Annotated in this window: 14 protein-coding genes; 7 read left to right on the top strand and 7 right to left on the bottom strand. The window is 71.6% G+C overall.

All coding sequences use genetic code 11. The annotated features are described in order from the left end of the window. The first annotated feature begins 58 nt into the window (after positions 1-58). Positions 59-4,378 (top strand): PAS domain-containing hybrid sensor histidine kinase/response regulator, encoded by a 4,320-nt coding sequence (locus tag I5071_RS37295; protein ID WP_236518134.1) that lies wholly within the window; start codon positions 59-61, stop codon positions 4,376-4,378. A 114-nt stretch (positions 4,379-4,492) separates the two neighbouring features. Here I5071_RS37295 and I5071_RS37290 read toward each other — a convergent pair whose 3' ends face one another. Then, entirely contained in the window at positions 4,493-5,995 is a 1,503-nt protein-coding gene (locus I5071_RS37290) for a flavin-containing monooxygenase (protein ID WP_419249686.1), read from the bottom strand. Between the two features lie 239 nt (positions 5,996-6,234). On the opposite strand from I5071_RS37290, the gene I5071_RS37285 reads away from it, so the two are divergent. Together I5071_RS37285 and I5071_RS37280 are read left to right on the top strand one after the other, a co-directional pair. Then, complete coding sequence (locus I5071_RS37285; protein ID WP_236518132.1) at positions 6,235-7,146, top strand: OmpA/MotB family protein; 912 nt, start codon at positions 6,235-6,237, stop codon at positions 7,144-7,146. 106 nt (positions 7,147-7,252) lie between these two features. Continuing rightward, on the top strand, positions 7,253-8,209 hold the full coding sequence (locus tag I5071_RS37280; RefSeq protein WP_236518131.1) for a glycosyltransferase family 2 protein: 957 nt from the start codon (positions 7,253-7,255) through the stop codon (positions 8,207-8,209). Between the two features lie 102 nt (positions 8,210-8,311). On the opposite strand, the gene I5071_RS37275 is transcribed toward I5071_RS37280, so the two are convergent. The 4 genes from I5071_RS37275 to I5071_RS37260 all read right to left on the bottom strand — a co-directional run bounded on the left by I5071_RS37275 (position 8,312) and on the right by I5071_RS37260 (position 12,975). Beyond that, entirely contained in the window at positions 8,312-9,766 is a 1,455-nt protein-coding gene (locus I5071_RS37275; RefSeq protein ID WP_236518130.1) for an oligosaccharide flippase family protein, read from the bottom strand. 81 nt (positions 9,767-9,847) lie between these two features. Further along, positions 9,848-10,675, bottom strand: coding sequence for a glutamate racemase (murI, locus tag I5071_RS37270; RefSeq protein ID WP_236518129.1), 828 nt, complete (start codon positions 10,673-10,675; stop codon positions 9,848-9,850). A 46-nt stretch (positions 10,676-10,721) separates the two neighbouring features. Next, positions 10,722-11,858, bottom strand: coding sequence for a hypothetical protein (locus tag I5071_RS37265; protein ID WP_236518128.1), 1,137 nt, complete (start codon positions 11,856-11,858; stop codon positions 10,722-10,724). Between the two features lies 1 nt (position 11,859). Continuing rightward, a complete protein-coding gene (locus tag I5071_RS37260) occupies positions 11,860-12,975 on the bottom strand; it encodes a PEGA domain-containing protein (protein WP_236518127.1) in 1,116 nt (371 codons plus the stop codon). Positions 12,976-13,113: 138 nt separating this feature from the next. Here I5071_RS37260 and I5071_RS37255 point away from each other — a divergent pair, with 138 nt between their 5' ends. Continuing rightward, positions 13,114-15,135, top strand: a complete 2,022-nt coding sequence (locus I5071_RS37255) for a PAS domain S-box protein (RefSeq protein ID WP_236518126.1) — start codon at positions 13,114-13,116, stop codon at positions 15,133-15,135. Continuing rightward, complete coding sequence (locus I5071_RS37250) at positions 15,135-16,925, top strand: two-component system sensor histidine kinase NtrB (protein WP_236518125.1); 1,791 nt, start codon at positions 15,135-15,137, stop codon at positions 16,923-16,925. Before I5071_RS37255 ends, I5071_RS37250 begins: the two co-directional genes overlap by 1 nt. A gap of 51 nt (positions 16,926-16,976) precedes the next feature. On the opposite strand, the gene I5071_RS37245 is transcribed toward I5071_RS37250, so the two are convergent. Next, positions 16,977-18,344, bottom strand: a complete 1,368-nt coding sequence (locus I5071_RS37245) for an NTP/NDP exchange transporter (RefSeq protein ID WP_236518124.1) — start codon at positions 18,342-18,344, stop codon at positions 16,977-16,979. A 168-nt stretch (positions 18,345-18,512) separates the two neighbouring features. After that, on the bottom strand, positions 18,513-20,309 hold the full coding sequence (locus tag I5071_RS37240) for a PilZ domain-containing protein (protein ID WP_236518123.1): 1,797 nt from the start codon (positions 20,307-20,309) through the stop codon (positions 18,513-18,515). Positions 20,310-20,474: 165 nt separating this feature from the next. On the opposite strand from I5071_RS37240, the gene I5071_RS37235 reads away from it, so the two are divergent. Both I5071_RS37235 and I5071_RS37230 read left to right on the top strand, forming a co-directional pair. Continuing rightward, positions 20,475-21,449 (top strand): FHA domain-containing protein, encoded by a 975-nt coding sequence (locus I5071_RS37235; RefSeq protein WP_236518122.1) that lies wholly within the window; start codon positions 20,475-20,477, stop codon positions 21,447-21,449. 153 nt (positions 21,450-21,602) lie between these two features. After that, the gene (locus I5071_RS37230; RefSeq protein WP_236518121.1) at positions 21,603-23,237 is read left to right on the top strand and encodes a hypothetical protein; all 1,635 of its coding nucleotides are present in this window, start codon (positions 21,603-21,605) and stop codon (positions 23,235-23,237) included. Positions 23,238-23,323 lie beyond the last annotated feature (86 nt).

Genomic DNA, 23,323 nt, shown 5'->3' with positions numbered 1-23,323 from the left:
GCGCGAGCACGCGACACGAGCGTGCGCCGCAGGGCGGGCGGCGACGAGCTGGGTCGCCGTGGAACGCGGTGGAATCGCGCGGGGACGATCGCGATCATGGCCCGGCGATTTCAGGGCCCGGAACGACGATCGCGATCGTCGAAACTGGATTTCAAGTCCAGGGAACGACAACCGAAGTTGCCCCGACTGGACTTCAAATCCAGGAAGGGCAACCGAAGTCCTCCCGGCCAACGAAGTCGTCCCGCACGCCGTCGGCGGTCGCGGCGCCCAAAAAGCTGCCGCCCGGGCCAATAGTTGGTCACTCGGACCAACTATTGGCCCCTCTCCGCTGACGAGACCGGGCGTCCTGCGTGCTGGCCTGTCGCTTGCTCGGCGCTGCGACGCCGGAGCCGGCGAACCCACCTTGTCTGCGCCTGCCCTCCACCACGAGCGCCTCGAAGCGCGCGTACGAAAGCTCGAAGACCAGCTCCGGCGGGCGAAGGAGGCCAGCGGGCTGACGCCCTGGGAGTTCGTCTTCGTCGACGGCGCGGCGGCGAGCTGCCGCCAGGTGCCCGACGACGATCTCCGGTCGGACGACACGAGCGCGTGGCCGACGCTGTCGGCGGTGCTCGCGCAGGACGGAGTCGGCGTCCGCGACCGAGACGAGTGCATCCGGGCCATCGAGGCGTGCGCCGACGGAACGACTCCGGACTTCGAGACCGAGCACTCGCTCACGCTCCCCGATGGGTCGATCCGCTGGCGACGCATCCGCGGGACCGTCTCCCGCCACCCGAGCGGCGAGCCCTCGGCGCTGCGCGCGATCTCGATCGACATCAGCGTCGAGAGGCGCGGCGAGGAGGAGAGACGCCAGCTGCGCGAGACGATCGAGTTCGCGCTCCGCGGCTCGGACATGTCGATCTGGACCTGGGAGCTCCACGGCGACTCGATCATGCAGGGGCGCGTGCTCGAGTACTTCTCCTGGACCGCGCGCCTGCGCAGCCTGGGTGTCGTGGGCGTGCGTTGGGATGCCCTCATGGAAGTCCTCGCGCCGGAGCACCGGGAGCCGCTGACCGCCGCGATCGACGAGTGCATCCGAGGGCAGAGGGACGAGGTGCGCTTCGAGTATCGAGCGAACGTCTCCCCCGACGGTTCACCTCGGTGGCGTTGCGTGCACGGTCGCGTCATCCGGAGCCCCGAGGGCAAGCCGCTCCGCTTCATCAGCACCACCGTCGACATCACGGCCCAGAAGCAGGCGGAGGAGGAGACGCGGCGGGCAACGTTGCTGCTCGAGCTCGCGACGACACTCTCGAGGGTCTACGTCTGGCAGTTCGACTTCGTCGACAGCCAGATCGACGACGCGCGAGCGACCTTCCTCAACGTCTGGGAGTCGCTCGGCTACGATCCCGCGACGGTCCCGAGCACGTTCTCGGCGAGCCTCGGGCTGGTCGTGCTCCAAGAGGACCAGCCCTCCGTGATGGCCGTGCTCGAGGCGTGCATCCGCGGCGACACCCCGACCTTCGAAGCCGAGTACCGCGTCCGGCACCACGACGGATCGATCCACTGGAACCTCGCGCGCGGCATCGTCACGCGCGACGCCGATGGCGCTCCGCGCAGCTTCGTCGGGACGAGCGTCGACGTCACGGCCCTCAAGGCGGCCGAGGAAGAAGCACGCCGGAATCGAGAGCGGCTCGAGCTCTCGATCCTCGGCTCGACGGCGTGCACTTGGGACTACGACATCGTCGATGGCGCGATCGGCCGTGCGACGTACACGAACGTGTTCCAGCTCCTCGGCTACGCGGGCGACGACAGGACGGCTGACCTCGCCGCCGTCGTCGCGCTCTTCTTCGCCGAAGACCAGGATCACGCCGCGGCGAGCCTGCAAGCCCACCTCGACGGGACGGGCCGGGAGTGGGAGCGCGTGCACCGCGCCCAGCACAAGGACGGCTCCGAGCGTTGGCTCCTCGCACGCGGAGTCGCTCAGCGCGACCCGACGACCGCGCGAGCCACCCGCTTCACGGGCATCACCATCGACATCACCGAGCGCGTGCGGGCGGAGCAGGTGCTCCGCGAGAGCGAGCAGCGCTTCCGCGCGACGTTCGAGAACGCAGCGGTGGGGATGCTCCTCCTCGACGCAGAGGGCCGCATCCTCGAGATCAACGACACGTTCAGCCGGCTCTCGGAGTACTCCCGCGAAGAGCTCCTCGGACGAACGTTCCTCGATCTGCTTCCCGACGACATCGAGGGGGCCCGCGCGCGCATGCGCCAGATCCTCGACGGGGAGGTCGAGAAGCACTCGTTCGATCGGCAGTACCTGCGGCGCGACGGATCCGTTGCCTGGAGCCATCTCACGTACTCCGTGATGCTCCGCGCGCCGACCGGAGAGCCGGCCCGCGTCCTCGCCATCCTCCAGGACGTCACCGAGCGAAAGAAGCTGGAAGAGGATCTGCACGAGACGAACGAGCGCCTCGCGCTCGCGATCGCCGGATCCAACACCGGCATCTACGAGATCGATCTGCCCAACGGCACGCTCGAGGGCGCGACGATCCGGGTGGCGAACGCCTGGGAGATGGCCGGGTTCGATCCGATGACGGCCCCCGTCGACTACGCGAGCGCGACCGCGTACTCGATCCACCCCGACGACCTCGCGCGCACGTATGCCGAGACCGTCGCCTATCTCAGTGGCGGATCGGGGCAGCTGGAGTCGGAGTTCCGCACCCGTCGCGAAGACGGCTCGATCGGGTGGCTCCTCACCCGCGCACGCGCCGTCCGTGATGCTCAGGGGAGACCGACGCGACTGCTCGGCACGCAATTCGACATCACCGAGATCAAGCGGATCGAGGCGGAGCTGCAGCTGGCGCGGGAAGCGGCCGAGTCGGCCAATCGCGCCAAGGACGAGTTCCTCGCGAACGTCAGCCACGAGATCCGCACTCCGATGAATGCGATCCTCGGGATGACCGAGCTGGCGCTCGACGCCTCCGAGACGGCCCACCAGAAACAGCTCCTCTCGACCGTGAAGATGGCCGCGAGGAACCTGCTCCACATCATCGACGACCTGCTCGACTTTTCGAAGATCGACGCCGGCATGCTCGCGCTCGATCCTGCCGATTTCTCTCTCCGCGCCGCCGTCGGAGAGACCGTGGGCGCGCTCGTCGTGCGCGCGCGACGCAAGGGCCTGGAGCTGATCTGCGACGTGCACCAGGACGTGCCCGACGGCTATCACGGGGATGCGGGCCGCGTGCGTCAGGTGCTGACGAACCTCCTCGCCAACGCGATCAAGTTCACCACGCGGGGCGAGGTCGCCGTCCAGGTCATGATCGATCCGACGGCCCCTGCCGACTCCGCGGCGGTGCCCTTGCTCTTCACGGTGCGCGACACGGGAATCGGCATCCCGCGCGAGAAGCACGCGGCCATCTTCCGCGCCTTCGAGCAGGCGGACGCGTCGACGACCCGGCAGTTCGGCGGGACGGGGCTCGGGTTGACCATCTCCGCTCGGCTCGCGGCGCTGATGGGCGGTCGGATCACCGTGGACAGCGAGCTCGGCCGAGGCAGCACGTTCTCGTTCGCCGCTCGAATCGCCCGGTCTTCGAAGCCGGGTCGGAGCGAAGAGGTCGTCGTCGACGCCGAAGCGGCTGTGCCGCACGCGCGTGCGCGCTCGCTGCACATCCTGGTGGCCGAAGACAACGAGCTGAACGTGACGCTCCTCGAGGAGCTGCTCGGCCGGCGTGGACACCGCGTCGAGCTCGCGAGCGATGGTCGGACCGCGCTCGAGCTCGCCACGAGGCCCGGCGCGACCTTCGACCTGATGCTCCTCGATCTGCACATGCCCGAGATGGACGGCTTCGAGGTCGTGCAGGCGATCCGCCAGCACGAGCGCGGAACGAACGAGCACCTGCCGATCATCGCCCTGACGGCGCGGTCGTCGAAGCGCGATCGCGAGGAGGCCCTCGCTGCGGGGATGGACGACTTCCTGTCCAAGCCGATCGAGGTCGAGGCCCTGTGGACCGCGATCGAGCGGATGGCAGCTCACCTTCCGCCGATGAAGCGCCGGGAGTCGCGCGTCCTCGATCCGAGGGCGATCCTGCGGGCGTGCGGGGGGCATCCGGCCGTCCTCGAGAGGCTCTGCGCCGTGTTTCGACGGAGCCTTCCCGATCACATGGCGCGTACCCGGTCGGCGCTTCGTGACCGAGATCGGCCGCGCCTGAGGGAAGCCGCGCACATGCTCCACGGCACCCTCTCCGCGTTCTCGACCGTCGCCGGAGCGCTCGCGTCGGCGCTCGAAGATGCGGCCATCCACGGCGGCATCGAGCGCTGCACCGAGCTCGTGGCGGGGCTCGAGCCCATGTGCGCCGAGCTGGTGGAGGACACGCGAGGCCTCACGCTCGACGCCCTCAGCCTCTGATCGGCGGGAGACTCAAGGGCTGTCGCAAAATCGGCTCGCCCGCCGGTCCCTTACCGTCCGCGCGCTTCGCGCGCACCCGTCCGGGACCTGCGGGACGAGCACTCCGGCAAGGGCTCAGCGCGAGGCGACCGCGCGCACTGCGCGCGCCATCGGTCCGAGCCGGCGCTTCGGCTCCTCGCGACGCGCGGGCGTGCTCGTCAGCTCGATCGTTCCGTCGTCGATGTCGCCATGACGCAGGAAGAGGATGTCGAGCGCGTAGTTCTGGTAGAGCTTCCAGGGCCTGCGCGATCCCTGCTTCGGCAGGTGCGCGAGCGCGCGCTGCACGTAGCCCGACGTGAGGTTCAGGAACGGCTCCTCGCCGATCTCCGCGTCGCGCAGCCGCGGCGTGCAGACGTTCGCGCCGGTCTCGCGCATGCGGCCCAAGAGGCGGCAGACGTACTCCGCGGTGAGATCCGCCTTGAGCGTCCACGACGCGTTCGTGTAGCCGAACGTGCACGCGAGGTTCGGCACGTCGCTCAGCATCACGCCCTTGTAGTTCATCGTCTTGGTGGGCTCGAGACGCTCGCCGTCGATGTCGAGCTCCATGCCGCCGAGGAACTGCAGCTTGAGCCCGGTCGCGGTGACGATCAGATCGGCCTCGAGCTCCTGCCCCGAGCGCAGTCGGATGCCCTTCTCGGTGAACGTCTCGATGTGATCGGTGACGACCGACGCGCGCCCCTCGCGCAGCGCGATGAAGAGATCGCCGTCGGGCACCAGGCACAGGCGCTGATCCCACGGCTTGTACTTGGGCGTGAAGTGGGTCGCGACGTCGTACTCCGCGCCGAGCTCCTTCTGGATGAGCGACACGATCCGCTTCTTCGCGCGCTCCGGTGCGCGACGCGCGAACTGATAGAACGCCATGCTCAGGAGCACGTTCTTCCAGCGCGTGATGCCGTACGCGACGTGCTCGGGCAGGTGCTCGCGCAGGAAGTTCGCGAGCGCGTCCTCGGCGGGCAGCGACACGACGTACGTCGGCGAGCGCTGCAGCATCGTCACGTGCGCGGCCTTCTTCGCGAGCTCGGGCACCAGCGTCATCGCGGTCGCGCCGCTGCCGATCACGACCACGCGCTTGCCCGCGTAGTCGAGGTCGTCGCTCCAGAATTGCGGGTGCACGATCTGCCCGCCGAAGCGCTCGGTGCCCGGGAATTCCGGGGTGTAGCCCTCGGCGTAGTCGTAGTAGCCCGAGCACATCCACAGGAAGCTGCACGTGAAGCGCGCGATCTCGCCGTCCTCGCGCTCGGCCTCGACCGTCCAGCGCGCGTCCTCGCTCGACCACGACGCGTGCTTCACGCGATGTCGGAACCGGATGTGCCGATCGATCCCGCTCTCGCGCGCCGTCTCGCGCACGTACTCGAGGATCGAGGGACCGTCGGCGATCGCCTTCTGATCGCGCCACGGCCGGAACGCGTAGCCGAGCGTGAACATGTCGGAGTCGGATCGGATCCCGGGATAGCGGAAGAGATCCCAGGTGCCGCCGATCGCCTCGCGCGCCTCGAGGATCACGTAGCTGTGATCGGGACAGCGGTCGCGCAGATGCCAGGCCGCGCCGATCCCCGACAGGCCGGCGCCCACGATCATCACGTCGACGTGCTCGGTCACTCGTGCGCTCCCCTCGTTCGTCGTCACGTCGTAGCCCGCGCGGTGGCGGAGCGTCCAGTGGGGACGCCGGCGCGCGGGTTCACGTTCGATTGGAAACGTGCATTCCACGGCTGCGGCGCGGAGCACGTAGGCAACGCAGCGATCGCGCGGCACACGCGCGCCCATCGTCGCGGCTGTGCGGTGGAAACCTCCGCGCGGGGTTGCTCAAGCTCGGCGCCATGACGACTGCACCCAGGCCCATCGAGCCCACGCGTCCTCGCGCGCCGCAGCCCGCGCATCGTCCGCCGACCGGTCAGGCGCCAACGCGCGACGCCGACGCGCACGACAACCCGCCGACGATCGAGCTCGAGACCAAGCGCGGCAACGGCGAGCGCAACTTCCGCTGGACGCTGATCCTCGTGCTCGTCGCCCTGTTGTGCGGTGGCGCGGTGTTCGTCTCGCAGATCCACCAGCCGCTCGCGGCGGAGCGCGAGCGGCTCGCGACCGAGCTCGACGGCGCGACGCGGGTGCGCGACGAAGCGACCGCCGCGCTCGCGGCGCTCACCACCGAGCGCGACGCGCTGCGCACCGAGCGCGATGCGATCACCGCCGAGCGCGACGCGCTGCGCTCGCGCGAGCAGGAGCTCGCAGGCGCGGTCGCGGAGCGCGACGCGCGCATCGGCGCGCTGCAGGCGATGCACGATCAGCTCACCGAGCAGCTGCGCAGCGAGATCGCGGCCGGTGACGTCACGGTCTCGCAGGGCGAGGGTCGCGTCGCGGTGCGGCTCGCGGATCAGATCCTCTTCGCGCCGGGACGCGCCGAGCTCAGCGACCGCGGTCAGGCGCTCCTGCGCCGCGTCGCGACCTCGCTCGCGCGGATGGAGGACCGACTCATCCAGGTCGAGGGCCACACCGACTCGACGCCGCTCACCGGCGACGCGCTCGAGCGCTTCGCGACGAACTGGGAGCTCTCCACCGCGCGCGCCACCAACGTGGTGCGCTTCTTGTCCGATCAGTGCTCGATCCCCGGGGAGCGCCTCGCCGCGGCGGGCTACTCGGAGTTCCGCCCGGTCGGTGACAACGGGACGGTGCGGGGCCGCCGGATGAACCGCCGCATCGAGCTCACGCTGATCGCCCGTCCGCGGGCGTGAGGTCTCGGGGCACGGAGACTCGGTATCACGCGGGATGCGGCTAGGTCCCTCTCGTGGTCGATGTACGCATCACGCGTGCAACGGGCCACGGGAAGGAGCCCTCGGTTTGAGGCACGTCGACCTCTCGATCGTGATCGTGTCGTGGAACACCTGCGACATGACGGCCGCGTGCTTGCGCGCGCTCCGCGCCGACCGCACCTCGCTGCGCCGCCAGATCATCGTGGTGGACAACGCGAGCGAGGACGGGACCGCCGATCGCGTCGCGCGCGAGCATCCCGAGGTGGAGCTCGTCCGCAACAAGCGCAACCTGCTCTACGCGTACGCGAACAACCAGGGCGCGGAGCGCGCGCGGGGTCGCTACATCGGGCTGCTCAATTCCGACGCGCTCGTGCGTCCAGGCGCGCTCGATCGCCTCGTCCGCTTCCTCGACACGAACCTCGGGTACGCCGCGGCGAGCCCCAAGCTCGTGGGCACGCTCGGCGAGGTGCGTCGCACCTGCGCGCGCTTCCCGACGCTCGCGACCGCGCTCGCGCACTCGACGGCGCTCGGGCGCGTGCCGCCGGGGAGCTGGATCATCGCGCGCAGTCGGATGGACGACTTCGATCACGAGCAGAGCCGCGACGTCGAGCAGCCGCCGACCTCGTGCTTCGTGGTGCGGCGCCGCGACTGGGAGGAGATCGGCGGGTTCGATCCGCGGATGAGCCTCTACTTCAACGACGTCGATCTCTGCTTCCGGCTCTGGGAGCGAGGCCGGCGCATCCGCTACCTCGCGGACGCCGAGGTGGTCCACGAGGAAGGCGGCTCCACCCGCCGCGCGCGGCGACGCGAGCGCAACATCGTGTGGAACCGCGACCGCGAGGCGTACTACGAGAAGCGCTACGGCGCGTTCGGCCGGATCTGGGCGCGCGCGGTGCTGGCGACGGCGACCGCGGAGATCGCGGCGCGCATCGTGGCGAGCCGAGGACGCGAGGCCGGCGAGCAGCTCGTCGCGCTGAGCGAGCAGCTCCGCGACACGCTCGGCCCTGCCGCCCCGCCGATCACGCTCGAGCGCGCTGCGGCGTGATCACCGGCGGGAGTGCTCTCCCGCGCAGGGCCCGTACGGGAGCGGGCGGAGCACGCGGACGGCAGGGACCGGAGTGGGAGAGCCGAGTTTGATCGACCCGCGTCACGCGCGCGCCGGTGCGAGCGCCGAGCGCGCGCGTCGCTCGCGGACGATCGACATCACCGCGGGCATCGCGAGCGGTGCCCACGCGAGCGTGACCACGATCGCGACGAGCGCTGCTTCGGCGAGCACGGGCACGCCCCACGCCCGCACGCGCTCCGCGATCTGCCATCCCCCGACGCCGGTCGCGGCGACCAGCAAGGTGCCCGCGACGTCGTCGCGCAGTCCCGCGTGCAGCCCGAGGCGCGAGGTCGCCCACACCGAGACCACGTAGCGCACGACCTCGGTCGACGCGTACGCGAGGAGCGCGCCGAGGAACCCACCCATCGCGTGCCCGATCGGGATCGCGATGCACATCGCGATCAGCTTCGCGAGCGATCCCGCGGCGAGCCAGCGCGGCTCGCCACGCGCGAGCAGCGCCGCGCCGTTCGTCGTCTCGCAGAGGCGGAACCACGACGCGAACACGAGGATCTGGATCATCCATCCCGAGCCCCACCACGCCTCGTCCCAGAGCAAGCGCATCGCGGTGGGCGCGCCCGCGACGAGCCCCGCGATCGCCCAGCCGCCGAGCACGAGCAGCGGGCGCCGCGCGCGCTGGAACACCGGCGCGAGATCGCCGCCGCTCTGCAGCACGCGCGCGTAGAGCGGGAACACGACGCGCCCCGCGAGCTGTCCGACCACCTCGACCGGCAGCGCGGCGATCACCGCGGCATTGCCGAAGAGCCCGAGCATGCCGAGCGGGATCAGCGCTCCGAAGATCCAGCGATCGGCGTGGCCGGTGAGGAACGTGAGGAGCGTGCTCGCGAGCACCCATCGACCGAAGCGCGCGAGCTCGCGCGCGATCGCGGGATCCCAGCGCGGACGATCGAGCGCGCCGGGGAGCAGCGCGTGGCTGAGCACCAGCTTGGTGAAGATGATCGAGAGGCCGCCGCCGACGAGCGACCACGCGGTCGGGCTGTAGGAGGCCCAGATCATCTTCACCGCGAAGCCGACGACCTGCGCGCCGAGCTCGACCGCGGTGAGCCGACCGATCGCGAGCTCGCGGCTGGTCGTGAGGATCTTCGTCGAGAGCAGACCACTGCCGAGCGCGGCGAGCCCCGCGACCGGCAGGATCTGCGCGAGCTCGGGGTGTCCGGTGATCTCCGCGTAGGGCCACGCGAGGGCGCACACGACGAGCGAGAGCATCGCGCCGCGCACCGCCTGGATCGTCCACGCGACGCCGAGGAAGGTGCGATCCGCGCCGCGCTGGCTCTGGATGATCGCAGGGCCGATCCCGAGATCGCTCACGAGCTCGATGCCGATCACGATCGGGTTCACGAGCTCGACGAGCCCGCGCACGTCGGGCGCGATGAGGTACGAGAGCAGTGGGCTCGAGATGAAGACGAGGACCTTGCTCGCGGCGTATCCGGCGAGCGCGATCACGGCGGCGCGACGCGCGCGCTGCACGTGGTCGGTCACGTCGCGAGGGTCGTGAGGTGTCGCGCTCATGTCGCTCGGGGCCACATGAGCACGCGTCGCGCGTAGGAATCCCGCGATGGGCTACAGGTCGACCTGCTCGACCTCGAGGCCGTCGAGGTCGCGACCGAGGAAGCGCGCCGCGACCTCGGCGAAGCGACCCGGGCGATCGGTGACCATCAGCTTCAGACCACCCGGCGCGCCTTCGCGCAGGAGGCCGCGGGCGCGCAGCGTCTCGTCGAGCTCGCCCGCCGCGGCGACGCCGCTGTCGACGATCGCGATCTCGCGACCCGCGACCCGCGCCGCCTCGTCGTGGATCACGCCGCTGAGGAGCGGATAGTGGGTGCACCCGAGCACGAGCGCGTCGATCTGCGCGTCACCGCGCATCAGGTCCTCGAGATAGCGTCGCACCACGAGGGTCGGCACCTCACCATCGAGCCATCCCTCTTCCGCGAGCGGCACGAGGAGCGGTGCCGGGAGCTGCTTCACCTCGGCGCGGGTCTCGAAGCTCGCGACCGCGCGCGGGTACGCGCCGCTCCCGACGGTGCCCGCGGTCGCGATCACGCCGATGCGCCCGCTCTTCGACGCGCGCACTGCGGCGCGCGCGCCCGGCTCGATCACGCCGAGCACCGGCATGTCGAGCTCGACGCGCAGGTGGTCGAGCGCCACCGCGCTCACCGTGTTGCACGCGACGACGAGCATCTTGATCCCGTGCTTCGCGAGCAGCGCACCGCAGCCGCGCGCGTAGCGGATCACGGTGTGCGCGCTGCGAGTGCCGTAGGGCACGCGCGCGGTGTCACCGAGGTACACGAGCTCTTCGCCCGGCAGCGCCTCCGCGATCGCGCGGACCACGGTGAGACCTCCGAGCCCCGAGTCGAACACGCCGATCGGCGCCGCGCTCCGCTTCTCCATCCCGCTCATCCTCGCCCAACCGATCTACACGCCGTGCCGCTTCCGTTCACGGCGCGACGCACACGTTCTCGCGACAGATCAGCCCGAGCCGACACTGCTCGGCGCGCTCGCAGCCTCCGCCCTCGAAGCTGCGCGGCAGACAGCTCCCGCCGCCCGCGCTCGGCGCGCAGTACGCGGTGAGCGGTGCGCGCGTGTCGTTGCACTCGGCGTCGCTCGCACAATCGCGCGAGCAGAACCGCACGATCGTCGCGCCCGCGAGGAAGGGGCGACACTCGAGCCCCTCGGCACAGCGCATGTCGTCGTTGCACGGCGCGCCGGTGGTGCCGAGCGGTGCGCACACGTCGTGTCCGTCGGTCTCGAGGCAGCGCACCTCGAGCGCGTCGAGCCGCAGGCCGCGCGATGCGTCCTCGAGCGCCTCGCATCCGTCGCCGCCGAACACCCGATCGGCCTCGCCGCAGCCATAGGTGCAGGCACGACGTCCTTCGCCGATCGCGAGACAACGACCGAGCAGACACTGCGCGTCGTCGTCGCAGGGAAGGCCCCAATAGCCCGGATAACACGCGCTCGCGCCCGGCTGCGAGAACAGGTATCCGAGCTCGCGCAGGCACGTGAGATCGGGCGGACACCGCGATCCCGCGCTGTCGCAGCGCGGCAGGCACGTCGCGGGCGAATCGCCCACTGCCGGCGCGACGAGATAGCCCGTCGGACAGCGCATCATCTCGTCGGGCACCGCGACGCAATAGAGCTGATCGGACGCGTACGACACACCGGGCAGCACCGGCGGCAGATCGAACACGTCGTTGAAGCAGCGCGTGCCCTGCGCGCACTCGTCGGATCGAGAGCACGTCTCGACCGGATGACAGACACCCTCGCCCGAGAGCAGATCGGTGCGGACACACGCGTGCCCGTCGGGGCACTCCGTCGCTCCGTCTCCGAGCAACGTGCAGCGCGCCAGGCACTCTCCACTGCGCGTGCAGTGCCCGTCGCACGACGAGGGATCCGCGGGGTCGCACGCCGGACGACAGAAGTCCTCGCCGAGCACGCTGCGATCGGCGCAGCGCCAGCCCTCGAGACAGTCCTCCTGGACCTCGCAGGTCCAGAGGCGCGTCAGCAGATCGCTCGGCCGCTCCACGCTGCACCCGACCGCGCAGAGCGCGAGCACCGCGATCGACCACCCGCGCACGTCAGAACCGCCCCGCGACGCCCGCGGCGACGCCGCCGGCGACCGGCGCGACCCATGCCGTCGCGCGCTCGCGCGGCGCATCGTCGACCCCCGAGATCGCGAGGCCCACCGCGACCGCGATCGCGCCTCCGCCCGCGATGCCGAGCAGCACGTTCGCCGCCATCGCCTCGGCATCGCGCGCCGGATAGAACTGCTCGACCGCGTCGCGCATCGACACGTCGCCGCTGGGCTCGGCCTGCGACGCGACACCGAACGCGATCGCTGCGGTCGTCGACGCGATCGCGATCGCGCCGCCCACCCAGACGAGCGGCGACGGCGTCCAGCCGCCCGCGCGCTCGAGCACCGCGTCGATCATGAGCGTCGCGCCCTCTTCGACCTCGACCGATCGCTCGAACGCGCGGAACCCCGGAGCCTCGACCTGCAGCACGTGGGTGCCCGGCTCGACCGTCTCGCGCCGCAGCGGCGCACCTTCGAACACGCCGATTGCCGCGCCGTCGAGCGTCACCGCCGCGCCCTGCACGGTCGCGCGGACCACGAGCCGTCCTGGCTGCACGCGTCGCGCGTAGAGCTCGGGGATCGACTCCTCGAGCGCACGCAGCAGCGCGTCGAGATCGCCGCTCACCTCGCGGAACACGCGCCCGAGCTGCTCTCCGTCGCGCACGTCGAGGCGATGGAGATCGAACGCCCACGACGCAGCGCCGTTCGCGTCCACGCGCGCCGCGAGCGTGCCCGCGATGATCTCGCGCACGTCGAGCAGCGCGCCGAGGCGCCCGAGGCACGCCGCGCTCTCGATGCAGCGCGCGGTCTCCGCGTCGTCGCGCTCGAGCTGCACCTGGAGCTCTTCCTTGCCGACGATCTGCAGGCCCTCACCGCGCGCGGCGACCCCGGCGATCAGCAGCTCGGTGAGCGCGTCGGTCATCGCGGGATCGACGTCGGGCCCCGCGGGGAGCAGCACCACCGCGACGCGCGGCGCGATCGGCGGCGCGAGCCGCGCGGGCCCCTCGTCGTCGAGACCGGCCTCTTCGGAGGGCAGCAGCACCTCGTCCTGCGCGCGCACCATCGTCGTGATCGCCCCGAGGGCGAGCACCACCGACGCCACACGCACGGCCCCGAACATCGCCGCGATGGTACGTCGCACGTCGAGGGCGGACCAGGAACGGGAGAGCACGTGTCACGTGCTCGTGCACGGTCGTTCGCTCCCTCCTCACGCCCCAAGAAGCAGCCGTCCCGTATCCCTGGTACCATTCCGCCCGACGTGTCCGACGCGCGTACGCTCGAAGTGCTCCTGGGCGATCCCGACGCCGCGCGTCGAGCCGCGATCGCGACCTGTGCGCGCGAGCTCGGCCTGCGGGTCCGCACCTTCGACACGCTCGAGCAGATGCGCACCGAGGTCGCGGCGCCCGACGTCGCGGTCGTGATCGTCGGCGCGCCCGAGGGCGAGACGCGGGTGCGCGCGGTGCGCGCGACCCAGGCGGGCACCGATCTCCCGATCCTCGCGGTCACGTCCGACGGTGTGCGCGCCGACTCGCTGCTCGAGTCGGGCGCCGACGACGTGCTTCGATGGCCCTCGCAGGAGCCCGAGCTCGCGTGGCGCATCCGCGCGCAGCTGCGCATCTACGAGACGATCACCGCGCTCGCGCACAAGGAGCGCGACGCGAAGGCGATGCTCGAGCTCACGCAGACGCTCGCGTCCGCGCTCGACTTCAGCGACATCCTCTACACGGTCGTCCGGCGCATCGCCGAGGTCGTGAACGTCGATCGCGTCTCGATCGTGCTCGCGCCCGAGGCCGAGAGCCGCCACGTCGGCTACGTCGTCGCCGCGAGCGACGATCAGGGCATCCAGAACCTGCGGATCGATCTCGAGAAATACCCCGAGATCCTCGAGGTCCTGCGCACCCGTCAGGCGCTCACGATCCGCGATGCCTCGACGCACCCGGTGCTCGAGGGCGTGCGCGGGAGCGTGCCCGAGGGCGCGCTCGGCGCGCTCACGCTGCTCCCGATCGTCTGGCAGGAAGAGGCGATGGGCGTGCTCTTCCTGCGCGCCGCCCAGCGCCGCGGCACGCTCGAGCCGCGCGAGGTCGACTTCTGTCAGATCGTCGCCAACGCGACCGCGGTCGCGCTGCGCAACGCGCGCATCATGCAGACGCTGCGCGATCAGACGCAGCAGGTGAACTTCGCGCGCTTCGAGGCCGAGCGACGCCTGCGCGCGCTCAAGCGCTACGCGAACCTCTTCACGAGCGCGGCCGACGGTCTCGCCGCGGTCGACCCCGACGGGCAACTGCTCTTCGCGAACCCGCGTGCGTACGAGATCGCCGGCGTGACCGAGGACGACGTGCGCGGCCGCTCGCTGCTCTCGATCATCCATCCCGGCGATCGCAAGGCGATGGTCGAGATCTGGGCGGGCGTGCGCGAAGGGCACTACCCGCAGGGCGTCGATCTCCGCCTCGATCGCAAGGACGGCGAGGTGCGCGTCGTCTCCTGCGCGTTCGCGTCGCTGCTCGAGGGCGAAGGCGCGGTGCTCTTCTCGTTCCGCGACGTGAGCGAGGAGCGCGAGACCGCGGCCGAGCTGGCGAAGACGAAGGACTTCCTCGAGTCGCTGATCGACGCGAGCGTCGACGCGATCATCGCCAGCGATCTGAAGGGCAACATCCTGCTCTTCAACAGCGGCGCCGAGCGCATCTACGGCTGGACCGCGGACGAGGTGATCGGCCAGCGCCACGTCACCGACCTCTATCCGCCGGGCGGCGCGCAGGAGGTCATGCGCATGATCCGCTCGCCGCAGCACGGAGGCCCGGGGCGTCTCGAGAGCGTGCGCTTCGACGCCGCGGATCGTCACGGCCGGCGCATCCCGATCAACCTGAGCGCCGCGATGATCTACGACGGGCGGGGGAAGCCCTTCGCCTCGGTCGGGATCTTCACGGACCTGCGCGAGAAGCTGCGTGTCGAAGAACGTTTGATGCAGGCTCAGCAGAAGCTCGCGGTCACCGAGAAGCAGGCGCTGATCGCGGAGCTCGCGGGCACCACGGCGCACGAGCTCAACCAGCCGCTCACCAGCGTGATCAACTACGCACAGCTCCTCGCGAGGAAGCTCGATCCGGCGGCGCCGGAGCACCACTACGCGAGCGTGATCGTCCGCGAGGGCGAGCGTATGGCGGAGATCGTGCGGAAGATCGGCAAGATCACGCGCTACGAGACGAAGTCGTACGTGGGCGCGCAGAAGATCCTCGACCTCGACGCCGCGACCGGCGACGAGGCGAAGGAAGGCACGGGGCGCTGATGCCGAGACGAGCGGATCCGCATCTCGACGCCGACACCGAGCCCGGCAGCGCCACGCGCTCGGTCGCGAAGAACGACGAGCCGGTGACCGGCGAGGTGCCGATCGATCGGATCAGCGGCATCGAGCAGCGCGTGATCGATGCCGGCGCGTGGGCCCTCGAGGAGGGCTCGGGCGAGCACCGCGCGGTGCGCACGCTCGATCCACCGGCGCCCGAGCGCGTCCCCTCGATGATGCTGCGCCTGTCGCGCGAGATCGGCATCGATCGGCAGGACGACGAGATCGTGCACGCGTTCGTCGAGGCGATGCGGGATCTGTTCCCCGAGCGTCGCTTCGTGCTGCGGCTCGTGGCGGCCGAGGGCGACGACGTCTCGCTCTTCTACGCATCGGGGCGGCTCTCGCACGCAGGGCGCGATCCGCTGCTGCTCGAGCGGAGCGCGGCCGCGCGTCACGCGCTCGACGAGGGCGCGCTCGAGCGTGTCGGGGTGACGCTGGCCGATCGTTACGTGCCGTTCTTCGAGGCGGGCGCGACCGGGTTCGACGTGCCGCTCGCCGACGGCGAGCGCGTGCTCGGGATCCTCTCGGTCGAGTACCCCGCGGGGCTCGCGGTGCCGGCGTGGGACGCGCCGATCCTCGTGCCGCTCGCGCTCGAGCTGGGCAGCAAGCTGCGGAGCGCGCGCCTGCTGCGCGAGTCGAGCTATCTGCGCGACTACCTCGCGCAGGTGATCGAGCACGCGAACGCGCCGATCGTGGTGCTGCGGCGCGATCGCGGCATCGAGAACGTGAACCTCGCGACGCTGCGCGTCACCGGCGGCGCGCGCGAGGGCTGGATGGGGCGCGACTTCCTCGACTTCCTGCCCCCGAGCGAGCACGGGCGCGCGATGACCGCGCTCGATGCGGCGCTGCGCGGGCGTCCTTCGACCGACGTCGAGCTGCGGCTGCCGCGCGCGTCGGGCGGGTTCGCGCGCGTCGCGTTCAACACCGCGTCGATCACCGCGCCCGACGGCGAGATCGCGGGCGTGGTGGCGATCGGTCGCGACCTCACCGAGGTGCGCGATCTCGAAGAGCAGATCATCCAGGCCGAGAAGCTCGCGACGCTCGGTCAGCTCGCGGCGGGCGTGGTGCACGAGCTCAACAACCCGCTGACGAGCATCTCGGTCTACGCCGAGTACCTGCTCACGAAGGGGCGCCGCAGCGGCGCCGACGCGGGCGATCTCGAGAAGCTCTCGCGCATCACCGAGGCGGCGGCGCGGATGCTGCGCTTCACGCGCGACCTCGTGACCTACGCGCGACCGTCGAGCGAGGAGCCGGCGAGCGTGTCGATGATCGACGAGATCGATCAAGCGCTGGTGTTCTGCGAGCACGTGATCGCGGAAGGCCACGTCGCGATCGAGCGCGACTACGCGGCGGAGCTGCCGACGCTGTGGGCGGTGCGCGGGCAGCTACACCAGGTGTTCATCAACCTCGTGACCAACGCATGCCACGCGATCGCCGAGCACCGCGGCGCGGCGGGCGGGCGCATCGTGGTGCGCGTCGCGGCCGAGGAAGACGAGTCGCTGCGGGTCGAGGTGGAGGACGACGGGCCGGGCATCGCCCGCGACCACGTCGATCACGTGTTCGAGCCGTTCTTCTCGACGAAGGGCGAGGGCAAGGGAACGGGCCTCGGGCTCTCGATCGTGCGCAACATCGTGCAGCAGCACGGCGGCACGATCGAAGTGTCGAGCCGCCACCGCGTGGAGCGCTCGGGCACCACGTTCCGGCTGCGCTTCCCGCGCCGCGCTGCTTCGCGCTGAGCCGCCGCGAGAATTCGCCTTCTCTGCGGTCCTCTGCGGTTGATCTTCCGATCAGCCGCGCGCGAGCGCGACGCGGGCGCGGTGCTCTCGGCCCAACGCTGCGACCACGAGCAACCAGGTGACGCCGAGCACGCCGACGAGCGCGATCACCGCGCTCGTGCCGGCGCCGCACCACGCGAGCACCGCGACCGAGATCGCGCCGAGCACGTCGCCGGCACGCCACGTCACGGTGTCGATGAACGCCTTGCCGCTCCAGCGTCCGTCGCGCGTCGCGACGAGGAAGAGCGTCTGTCGCGCGGTGCTCTGCACCGAGTGCATCAGGCCGTTCTCGACCACCCGCGCGGTCGCGAGCACCGCGAGCATCGGGAGCACCATCGACGCGCCGAGGGTGACGATCGCGCTCGCGACGACGAACACCGGCATGATCGCGAGGGCGGCGCGCTCGCCGTAGACCGTCAGCACCCGCGACACCGCGAAGAGCTGCAGCACGAGCACCACCGCGTTGATCGCCGAGTAGTAGTCGGCCTTGAACGCACCGACGTAGTGCTCGACGCTCGGCGACTCGTGGTGCGCGACGGCGATCGCCGCGGCATCGAGCAGCGAACGATCGAGCGCGTACTCGCCGAGCGTCGCGATCGCGTTGAGCAGCACCGTGAACAGCGCGACGAGGCGCAGGTAGGGATCGCCCAGCACGCGCGCGACGACGCCGCGATCGGCGGGCTCGGGCACCGCGACCGGCGCGGGCGGCGCAGCATCTCGCGCACGGCGCGAGGGCGCATGACGCCGGTGCGCGATCGAGGTCAGCACCGGCACCGCGAGCAAGAGCGCGGCCGCGGCGAGCAGGAGCGTGGAGGGCGTCTCGACGACGCGCATCACCACGCGCGCGATCTGGGCACCGCACACCGATCCGATCGCCGCGCCCGCGCCGAGGACCGCGAAGAGACGACGGCCCTGCTCCGGCGTGTAGAGATCGCTCGCGAACGACCAGAACTGCGCGATCAGCAGGAGCTGGAACGCGCCCAGCCAGAGATAGAACGCGAGGCCCACGTCGAGGCCCGCCTGCGACGCCGCGTGGAACGCGACGAGGCACACGATCGCGATCGTGGTCGCGATCGCGACCAGCCGATCGCGACGCACCCGGCGCGCGAGCACGTCGTACCCCTTGGCGACGCCGACCAGCGCGATCGCCTGCACCGCAGCGGCGTACGTCTTGAGCTCGGCGCCGCCGGGGAGGATCCACGACTCGCGCACCGGCTTGAGCAGGTAGTAGACGGTGAGCAGGACGAACGCCTGCGCCGCCATCAGGAGCACCGTGGGCGCTTCGTCGGCGCGCACCGACGCGAACGGCGCGAGCAGACGCGCCGAGAAGCTGCTCCCTCGACGTTCGCTCGCGCTCGTGGAGTTGGTATCGCGGTGCAAGGCCCTCTCGGACGTACGGAACGGGCGCGCGATCTCTCGTTCTTCCCCGCGCGCCCGAGATCACGTGGCGACGAGGCCGACGAACGTGACCGGCTCGAAAGCTGTCGAAGCTCGGCTCGCCCGCGCGCTCCCATCCGGGACCGGCGGGACGAGCACTCCGGCAGGGGCTCACCGCCCGAAGGTGACCTCGAGCGACGTGCCGTTCGCGACCACGCGGTAGGGCGGGGTGCGCCCGGTGACGAAGCGGATCGTCAGCACGCAGTGATCACCGCGGTTGATGATCGACGCGCGCTCGATCGCGGAGTTCGCGGCGGCGAGCGGCGCGGCGCGGTCGAGCGAGAGCGCGCCGTGCACCGTCACCGTGAACCCGCCTGCATCCGCGAGGCCCTCGATCGACTGCACCGGCGCGCTCATGCGCAGCGCGGTGGTGCGGCCGCGCTCCACGCTCGCCGCGCCGAACTCCATGCTGCGCGTCGCGGTCGTCGTCGTCGTCGTGGTCGCGGGCTCGTCCTCGGCCGGCACGACGACCTCGCGGCGATCGTCGATCGACGGATAGCTCGGCGCCGCGATCGGGCCCGCGGCGGTCGCGGGCTCGGGCATCGCGCGATCCCAGCCCGGCGTCGGCGCGGCCGCGACCGGCTCGGGAGGCGCGATCGGCTCGTAGGTCTCGGGCACCGTCACCGGCACCGCGAGGGTCGGCGTCGCCGGCAGCGCGGCCGGCACGTCGACCGGGCGATGCACGTCGATCTCGTCGCTCGGCGCCTCGGGGCGCGATGCGAGGCCGTACACCGCGAGACCGACCGCGACGATCGCGATCGCGCCGATCGCCATGCCGCGGGCACGGCCCTTCGCGGGCGCCTCGACGACCGGCGCCGCGCCGCGCGCACGACGCACCGGCTGCGCCGCGGTCGCGACCGGCGGCGCGGAGGTGGTGCGACGGCGCGCCGGCTGACCGAGCATCGGCGCGAGACGCGGCGCGCGCACGGCGACGCGCGACGCGAGAGCACGCCACGCCGCGACGATCGCGTCGCGCACCCGCACGAGCCAGGGGCCCGAGCGCGCGACGACGAGCGCCGAGAACGACTTGGTCTTCGCCCATCCGCTCGCGAGCGCGGGCCGCGCCTGCGCCGCGAAGGCGCGCGCCTTGATCACGATCGGCGCTTCCTCGTCGGCCGCGGGCTCGGAGGCCGCGATCTCCTCGCGCGCGATCACCCGCGGCGCCTCGCGCTCGCGGCGCACCTTGGTCGGCGCGGCGATCTTCTTCGAGGGCTCGCGCCGCTCGATCGGTGCGCGCTCGATCGACGCGTCGGGCAGCGACTCCTCGTCGTCCTTCGCGCGCGCGATCAGCGACTCGAGCGGCTCGTCCTGGATCGTCGCATCGGCGCTCGGTGCTTCGGCGGGCGCGGTCTCCGGCGCGAGCTCGAGCACGAGACGCGGCGTCCCGTTCTCGACGCGCAGCCGCACGCGCTCCAGCACCGCGCGCACCTTCGCGCCGCCATCGTCGATCTCGGCGCCACGCCCGATCTGCAGGAACGGCATCGCCTGCTCGATCGAGATCGACTCGCCGCCCTCGCTCGCGATCTCGCCCTCGATCGCGCTCGCGACGCCATCGAGGCGCACCTTCACGATGCGCGGCGCGCGCAGCTCCTCGGGCGTGCCGGGGTCTTCGACCGGCGCAGGCGCGATCGCGTCGAGCGCCTCGGCGGCGCGCGCATCGAGCCCGTCGAAGCGCACGCCGAAGCTCCCGCTCCAGCGGCCCGCGTCGGCGGCCCACACGACCTCGCCCTGCGCCTCGCACGCCTCGACGGCGCCCGGCACCTCGAAGCGACAGCGCAGCCGCTGCCCGACCTCGGGCAGCACCGCGGCGCGGAGGCCGATCCCGCCTGGCCCGAGGTCGACCGCGTCTGCCTCGAACACCTCGTCGTCGCCCTCGTTCGAGAGCTCGACGAGAAGGTCGACGGGCATCCGGGGAAGACCGTACGAGCGGCGTTCGATCTGCGCTTCCATGTGAGGCTCCTGTCTCCGAGCCGGAGAAAGCCCGAGCGATCGATCGCCGTCCAGTTTCCGACAGGGCGCGTGGCGGATCATTTGACCGCGCGCGCCACACGGCGCAGGTTCGGCCCTCGTCGCATGGGCGTGCGGCTTTCGGTGAGCCCGCGCGAGCGCGGGACGGGCGTCGGGCAGGAGGACGCGGTCTACGAGTTCGATCAGGATCGGATCCTGATCGGGCGCGGAGCAGGCGCGGACGTTCGTCTGCCGCACACGTCGGTGAGCACGCGGCACGCGACGATCGAGCTGCGCGCGGGGCGCTACGTGATCGTCGATCACGGCGCGACGAACGGGACGCGCGTGCAGGGCACGAAGCTGGTGCCGGAGCGCGCGAAGCCGCTGCGCGATGGGGATCGCATCGAGATCGGCGCGTTCGTGCTCTCGTGGAAGGAGGGCGTGCCGGTCACGTCCACGGCGAACGCCGAGCGCACGTCGTCGCTCGCGCGGCGGTTGCTGCGCGAGGTGCTCGGCGCGAGCACGTCGACGAGCGCGCGCGTGGTCGTGATGAACGGCGCGCAGGAAGGCGTGGTGCTCGAGATCCCGCCGCCGCCGGCGCGTCTGGTGATCGGTCGCGCCGACACCTGCGACCTCGTGCTCTCCGACGCCGATGCGTCGCGCGAGCACGTCGATCTGGTGGTCGATCTCGACGGCGTGATCGCGCGCGATCGCGGCAGCAAGAACGGCCTCGTGGTCAACGAGCGCGCGCTGCCCGAGAAGCGCCTGGTCGATCGCGACGAGCTGGTGATCGGCGCGACGGTGTTGGTCTACGAGGACCCGACCGAGAGCGCGCTGCGCGCGGCGGAGCAAGCGCCCGACGAGGCGATGCCCGAGCCGCCTCCGCTCGAGCCGGTGGTCACGGCGACGAGCGAGACGGCGCCGGCCGACGATCCCGAAGCGCCCACCGGCGAGCCCGAGGTCGTCGCGCCGAGGAGCACGCCCACGCTCCCGCCGGTCGCGCCGAAGATGGGCACCGCGGAGATCGTGATCTACGCGCTCGCGGCGATCGTGCTCGCGGTGAGCATCGCCGGGCTCGTGATGCTGCTGCGGGCGGGCTGACGCGAACGACCGGACACTCGGGGTCCGAGCTGGCGGCGCGGGCGCCGGTTCCAAGCCCGCGGCGCGGGCGGTACTTTCCCGGGCGACGTGAGCGCACCTCCACACCTCGACCCACGACGCGACGCGGAGGGACCACTCCGCCTCGGGCTCGCCGTGACCGCGCTGGTCATCGCGGTCGCCCTTGTGCGGTTCTCGTGGTTGCAGCTCTCGACGCCGTTCCTCTTCAACGACTGGACCTGGCTCGAGCGCGGCGCGGCGCTCGATCGCTTCGTCGCGGAGCTCCGTGGCTCCGAGACGGTCCGGCTCACGTCGGTGCTGCTCTTCGCCGCGTCGCGACGACTCTTCGGCGTGGACCCACGGCCCATCGCGGTCGCCTGCTTGCTGTTCCACTTGGTCTCGATCCCGCTCGCGGCGCGCCTCTTCGTCCAGCTCGGAGCGTCGGTTCGAGTTGCCGTCATCGCCGCCCTCGCCGGCTTCTTCACCGCGTCCACCGCTGCCTGCCTCGACTCACTCGCCTCCGTCGAGGCGGTGCAGGGGCGCGTCGTCGTGCTGGCGCTGCTGATCGAGACGACGCGCCCACAGCCGCGGCTCGCGGTGTCGCTGCCGCTCCTCGCGCTCGGCTTCGTCACCCACGAGATCGTGGTGGTCACGCTGCCGCTGCTCGCGGTCGTGCGGGTCTTCCGTGACGGCGTCCCGGCGTCGTTGGCGTTCTTCCGAACGCGGTCCGCCGTGCTGTTCGTGCTCGCCTTCCTCGGGCTCCTCGGTGCTCGCGCCGCGCTCTTCTCGGGCGCGGCGCGCGGCACGCACGCGATCGTGCTCGAGGCGATCGGGCCCAGCACGGCGTTCTTCTGGCGGTCGATCGCGAGCGAGTGGCTCGGGCGCTTCGGCGGGCTCCTGACGCTCTCGATCGTCACGGCTGCGATCTACCTGCGGTGGCGGCAGGAGCCGGTGGGGGTCGTCGCGATGGCCCGCGTGGTCGCGCTCGCGGTCGCGTGGGCGGTGGTCGCGTACGCGCCGTTCGTGCTGATGGCGAGCTACCACAACCCGTACTTCATGAGCCTCGCCAACCTCGGCCCAGCGCTGCTGACCGCCGCGTTGCTGGACCTACCGCTCCGCGCGCTCGAGCGCGCGGCGAGCTCCGGTCGCGCGGCGCTCGTCGCCGCCAACGTGGGCGCGGCGTGCCTGGCGATCATCGTGGTCGGCGACGCGTTCACGTGGGATCGGCGCTGGCTCCGAGACGACGCGGCGTCGATCGAGCGCGCGGTCGCCGACGCGACACGCCGCCACACCGGGATCGTTCCCGTCGTGTTCGTCGAGTCCGAGCGCTACCGGGCGGAGTGCGACAGCGACTTCTACGTCGGCCTGATCGACGGCCAGAGCGGGCACAGCAGGATGCTCGCGTGGCTGCACCCCGGGCGCTCGTTCCGCTTGGTCACGCTCGAGCCGAGACACGCCGCGTTCCTGTGCGCCGCGCCCGGCGACGCAGTGCTCGACGTCGACCTCGTGGTCCCGCGAATCGACGTGACGCGGCGCGCGCCCTGCGCCGACGCCGACGGCGTGCCACCCGGGCTGCGCGACCGCGATCCCGGCGAGCTCCTCGACGCCGCCCGCGCATTCTGGGTGGCGCACCACCGCGGAGACCGCGCCGCCGAGCTGCTCGCGCTCGACGCCATGCGCGAGCAGCAACGGCTCGGAGCTCCCGGCCTCGACGCCGTGCTCGCCGACACGATCGTGGAGGCCGCATCGGCATTGGCGCCGCTCGCCGAAGGCGAGAGCGGTCAGCCCTGACGCCGGGCGAGCGCGCGGGCACCGCGGCTCGTCGCCTCCGGTCCGATCGATTCTCTCCTGCGTGGATCGGACACCCGTGCACGCGA

Origin of the sequence: Sandaracinus amylolyticus (assembly GCF_021631985.1) — a bacterium.
In the GTDB taxonomy this organism is placed as follows: Bacteria; Myxococcota_A; Polyangia; order Polyangiales; family Sandaracinaceae; genus Sandaracinus; species Sandaracinus amylolyticus_A.
The sequence above is the reverse complement of the archived record's forward strand: the minus strand, read 5'-3'. Positions and strand labels throughout refer to the sequence as shown.

What these genes read in the sequence shown, in the direction of transcription:
- I5071_RS37240 (WP_236518123.1), bottom strand. Translation starts at nt 20,309, where the DNA reads ATGCCCGTCGACCTTCTCGTCGAGCTCTCGAACGAGGGCGACGACGAG.
- murI (WP_236518129.1), bottom strand. Translation starts at nt 10,675, where the DNA reads ATGGAGAAGCGGAGCGCGGCGCCGATCGGCGTGTTCGACTCGGGGCTC.
- I5071_RS37285 (WP_236518132.1), top strand. Translation starts at nt 6,235, where the DNA reads ATGACGACTGCACCCAGGCCCATCGAGCCCACGCGTCCTCGCGCGCCG.
- I5071_RS37235 (WP_236518122.1), top strand. Translation starts at nt 20,475, where the DNA reads ATGGGCGTGCGGCTTTCGGTGAGCCCGCGCGAGCGCGGGACGGGCGTC.
- I5071_RS37250 (WP_236518125.1), top strand. Translation starts at nt 15,135, where the DNA reads ATGCCGAGACGAGCGGATCCGCATCTCGACGCCGACACCGAGCCCGGC.
- I5071_RS37260 (WP_236518127.1), bottom strand. Translation starts at nt 12,975, where the DNA reads ATGTTCGGGGCCGTGCGTGTGGCGTCGGTGGTGCTCGCCCTCGGGGCG.
- I5071_RS37290 (WP_419249686.1), bottom strand. Translation starts at nt 5,995, where the DNA reads ATGATCGTGGGCGCCGGCCTGTCGGGGATCGGCGCGGCCTGGCATCTG.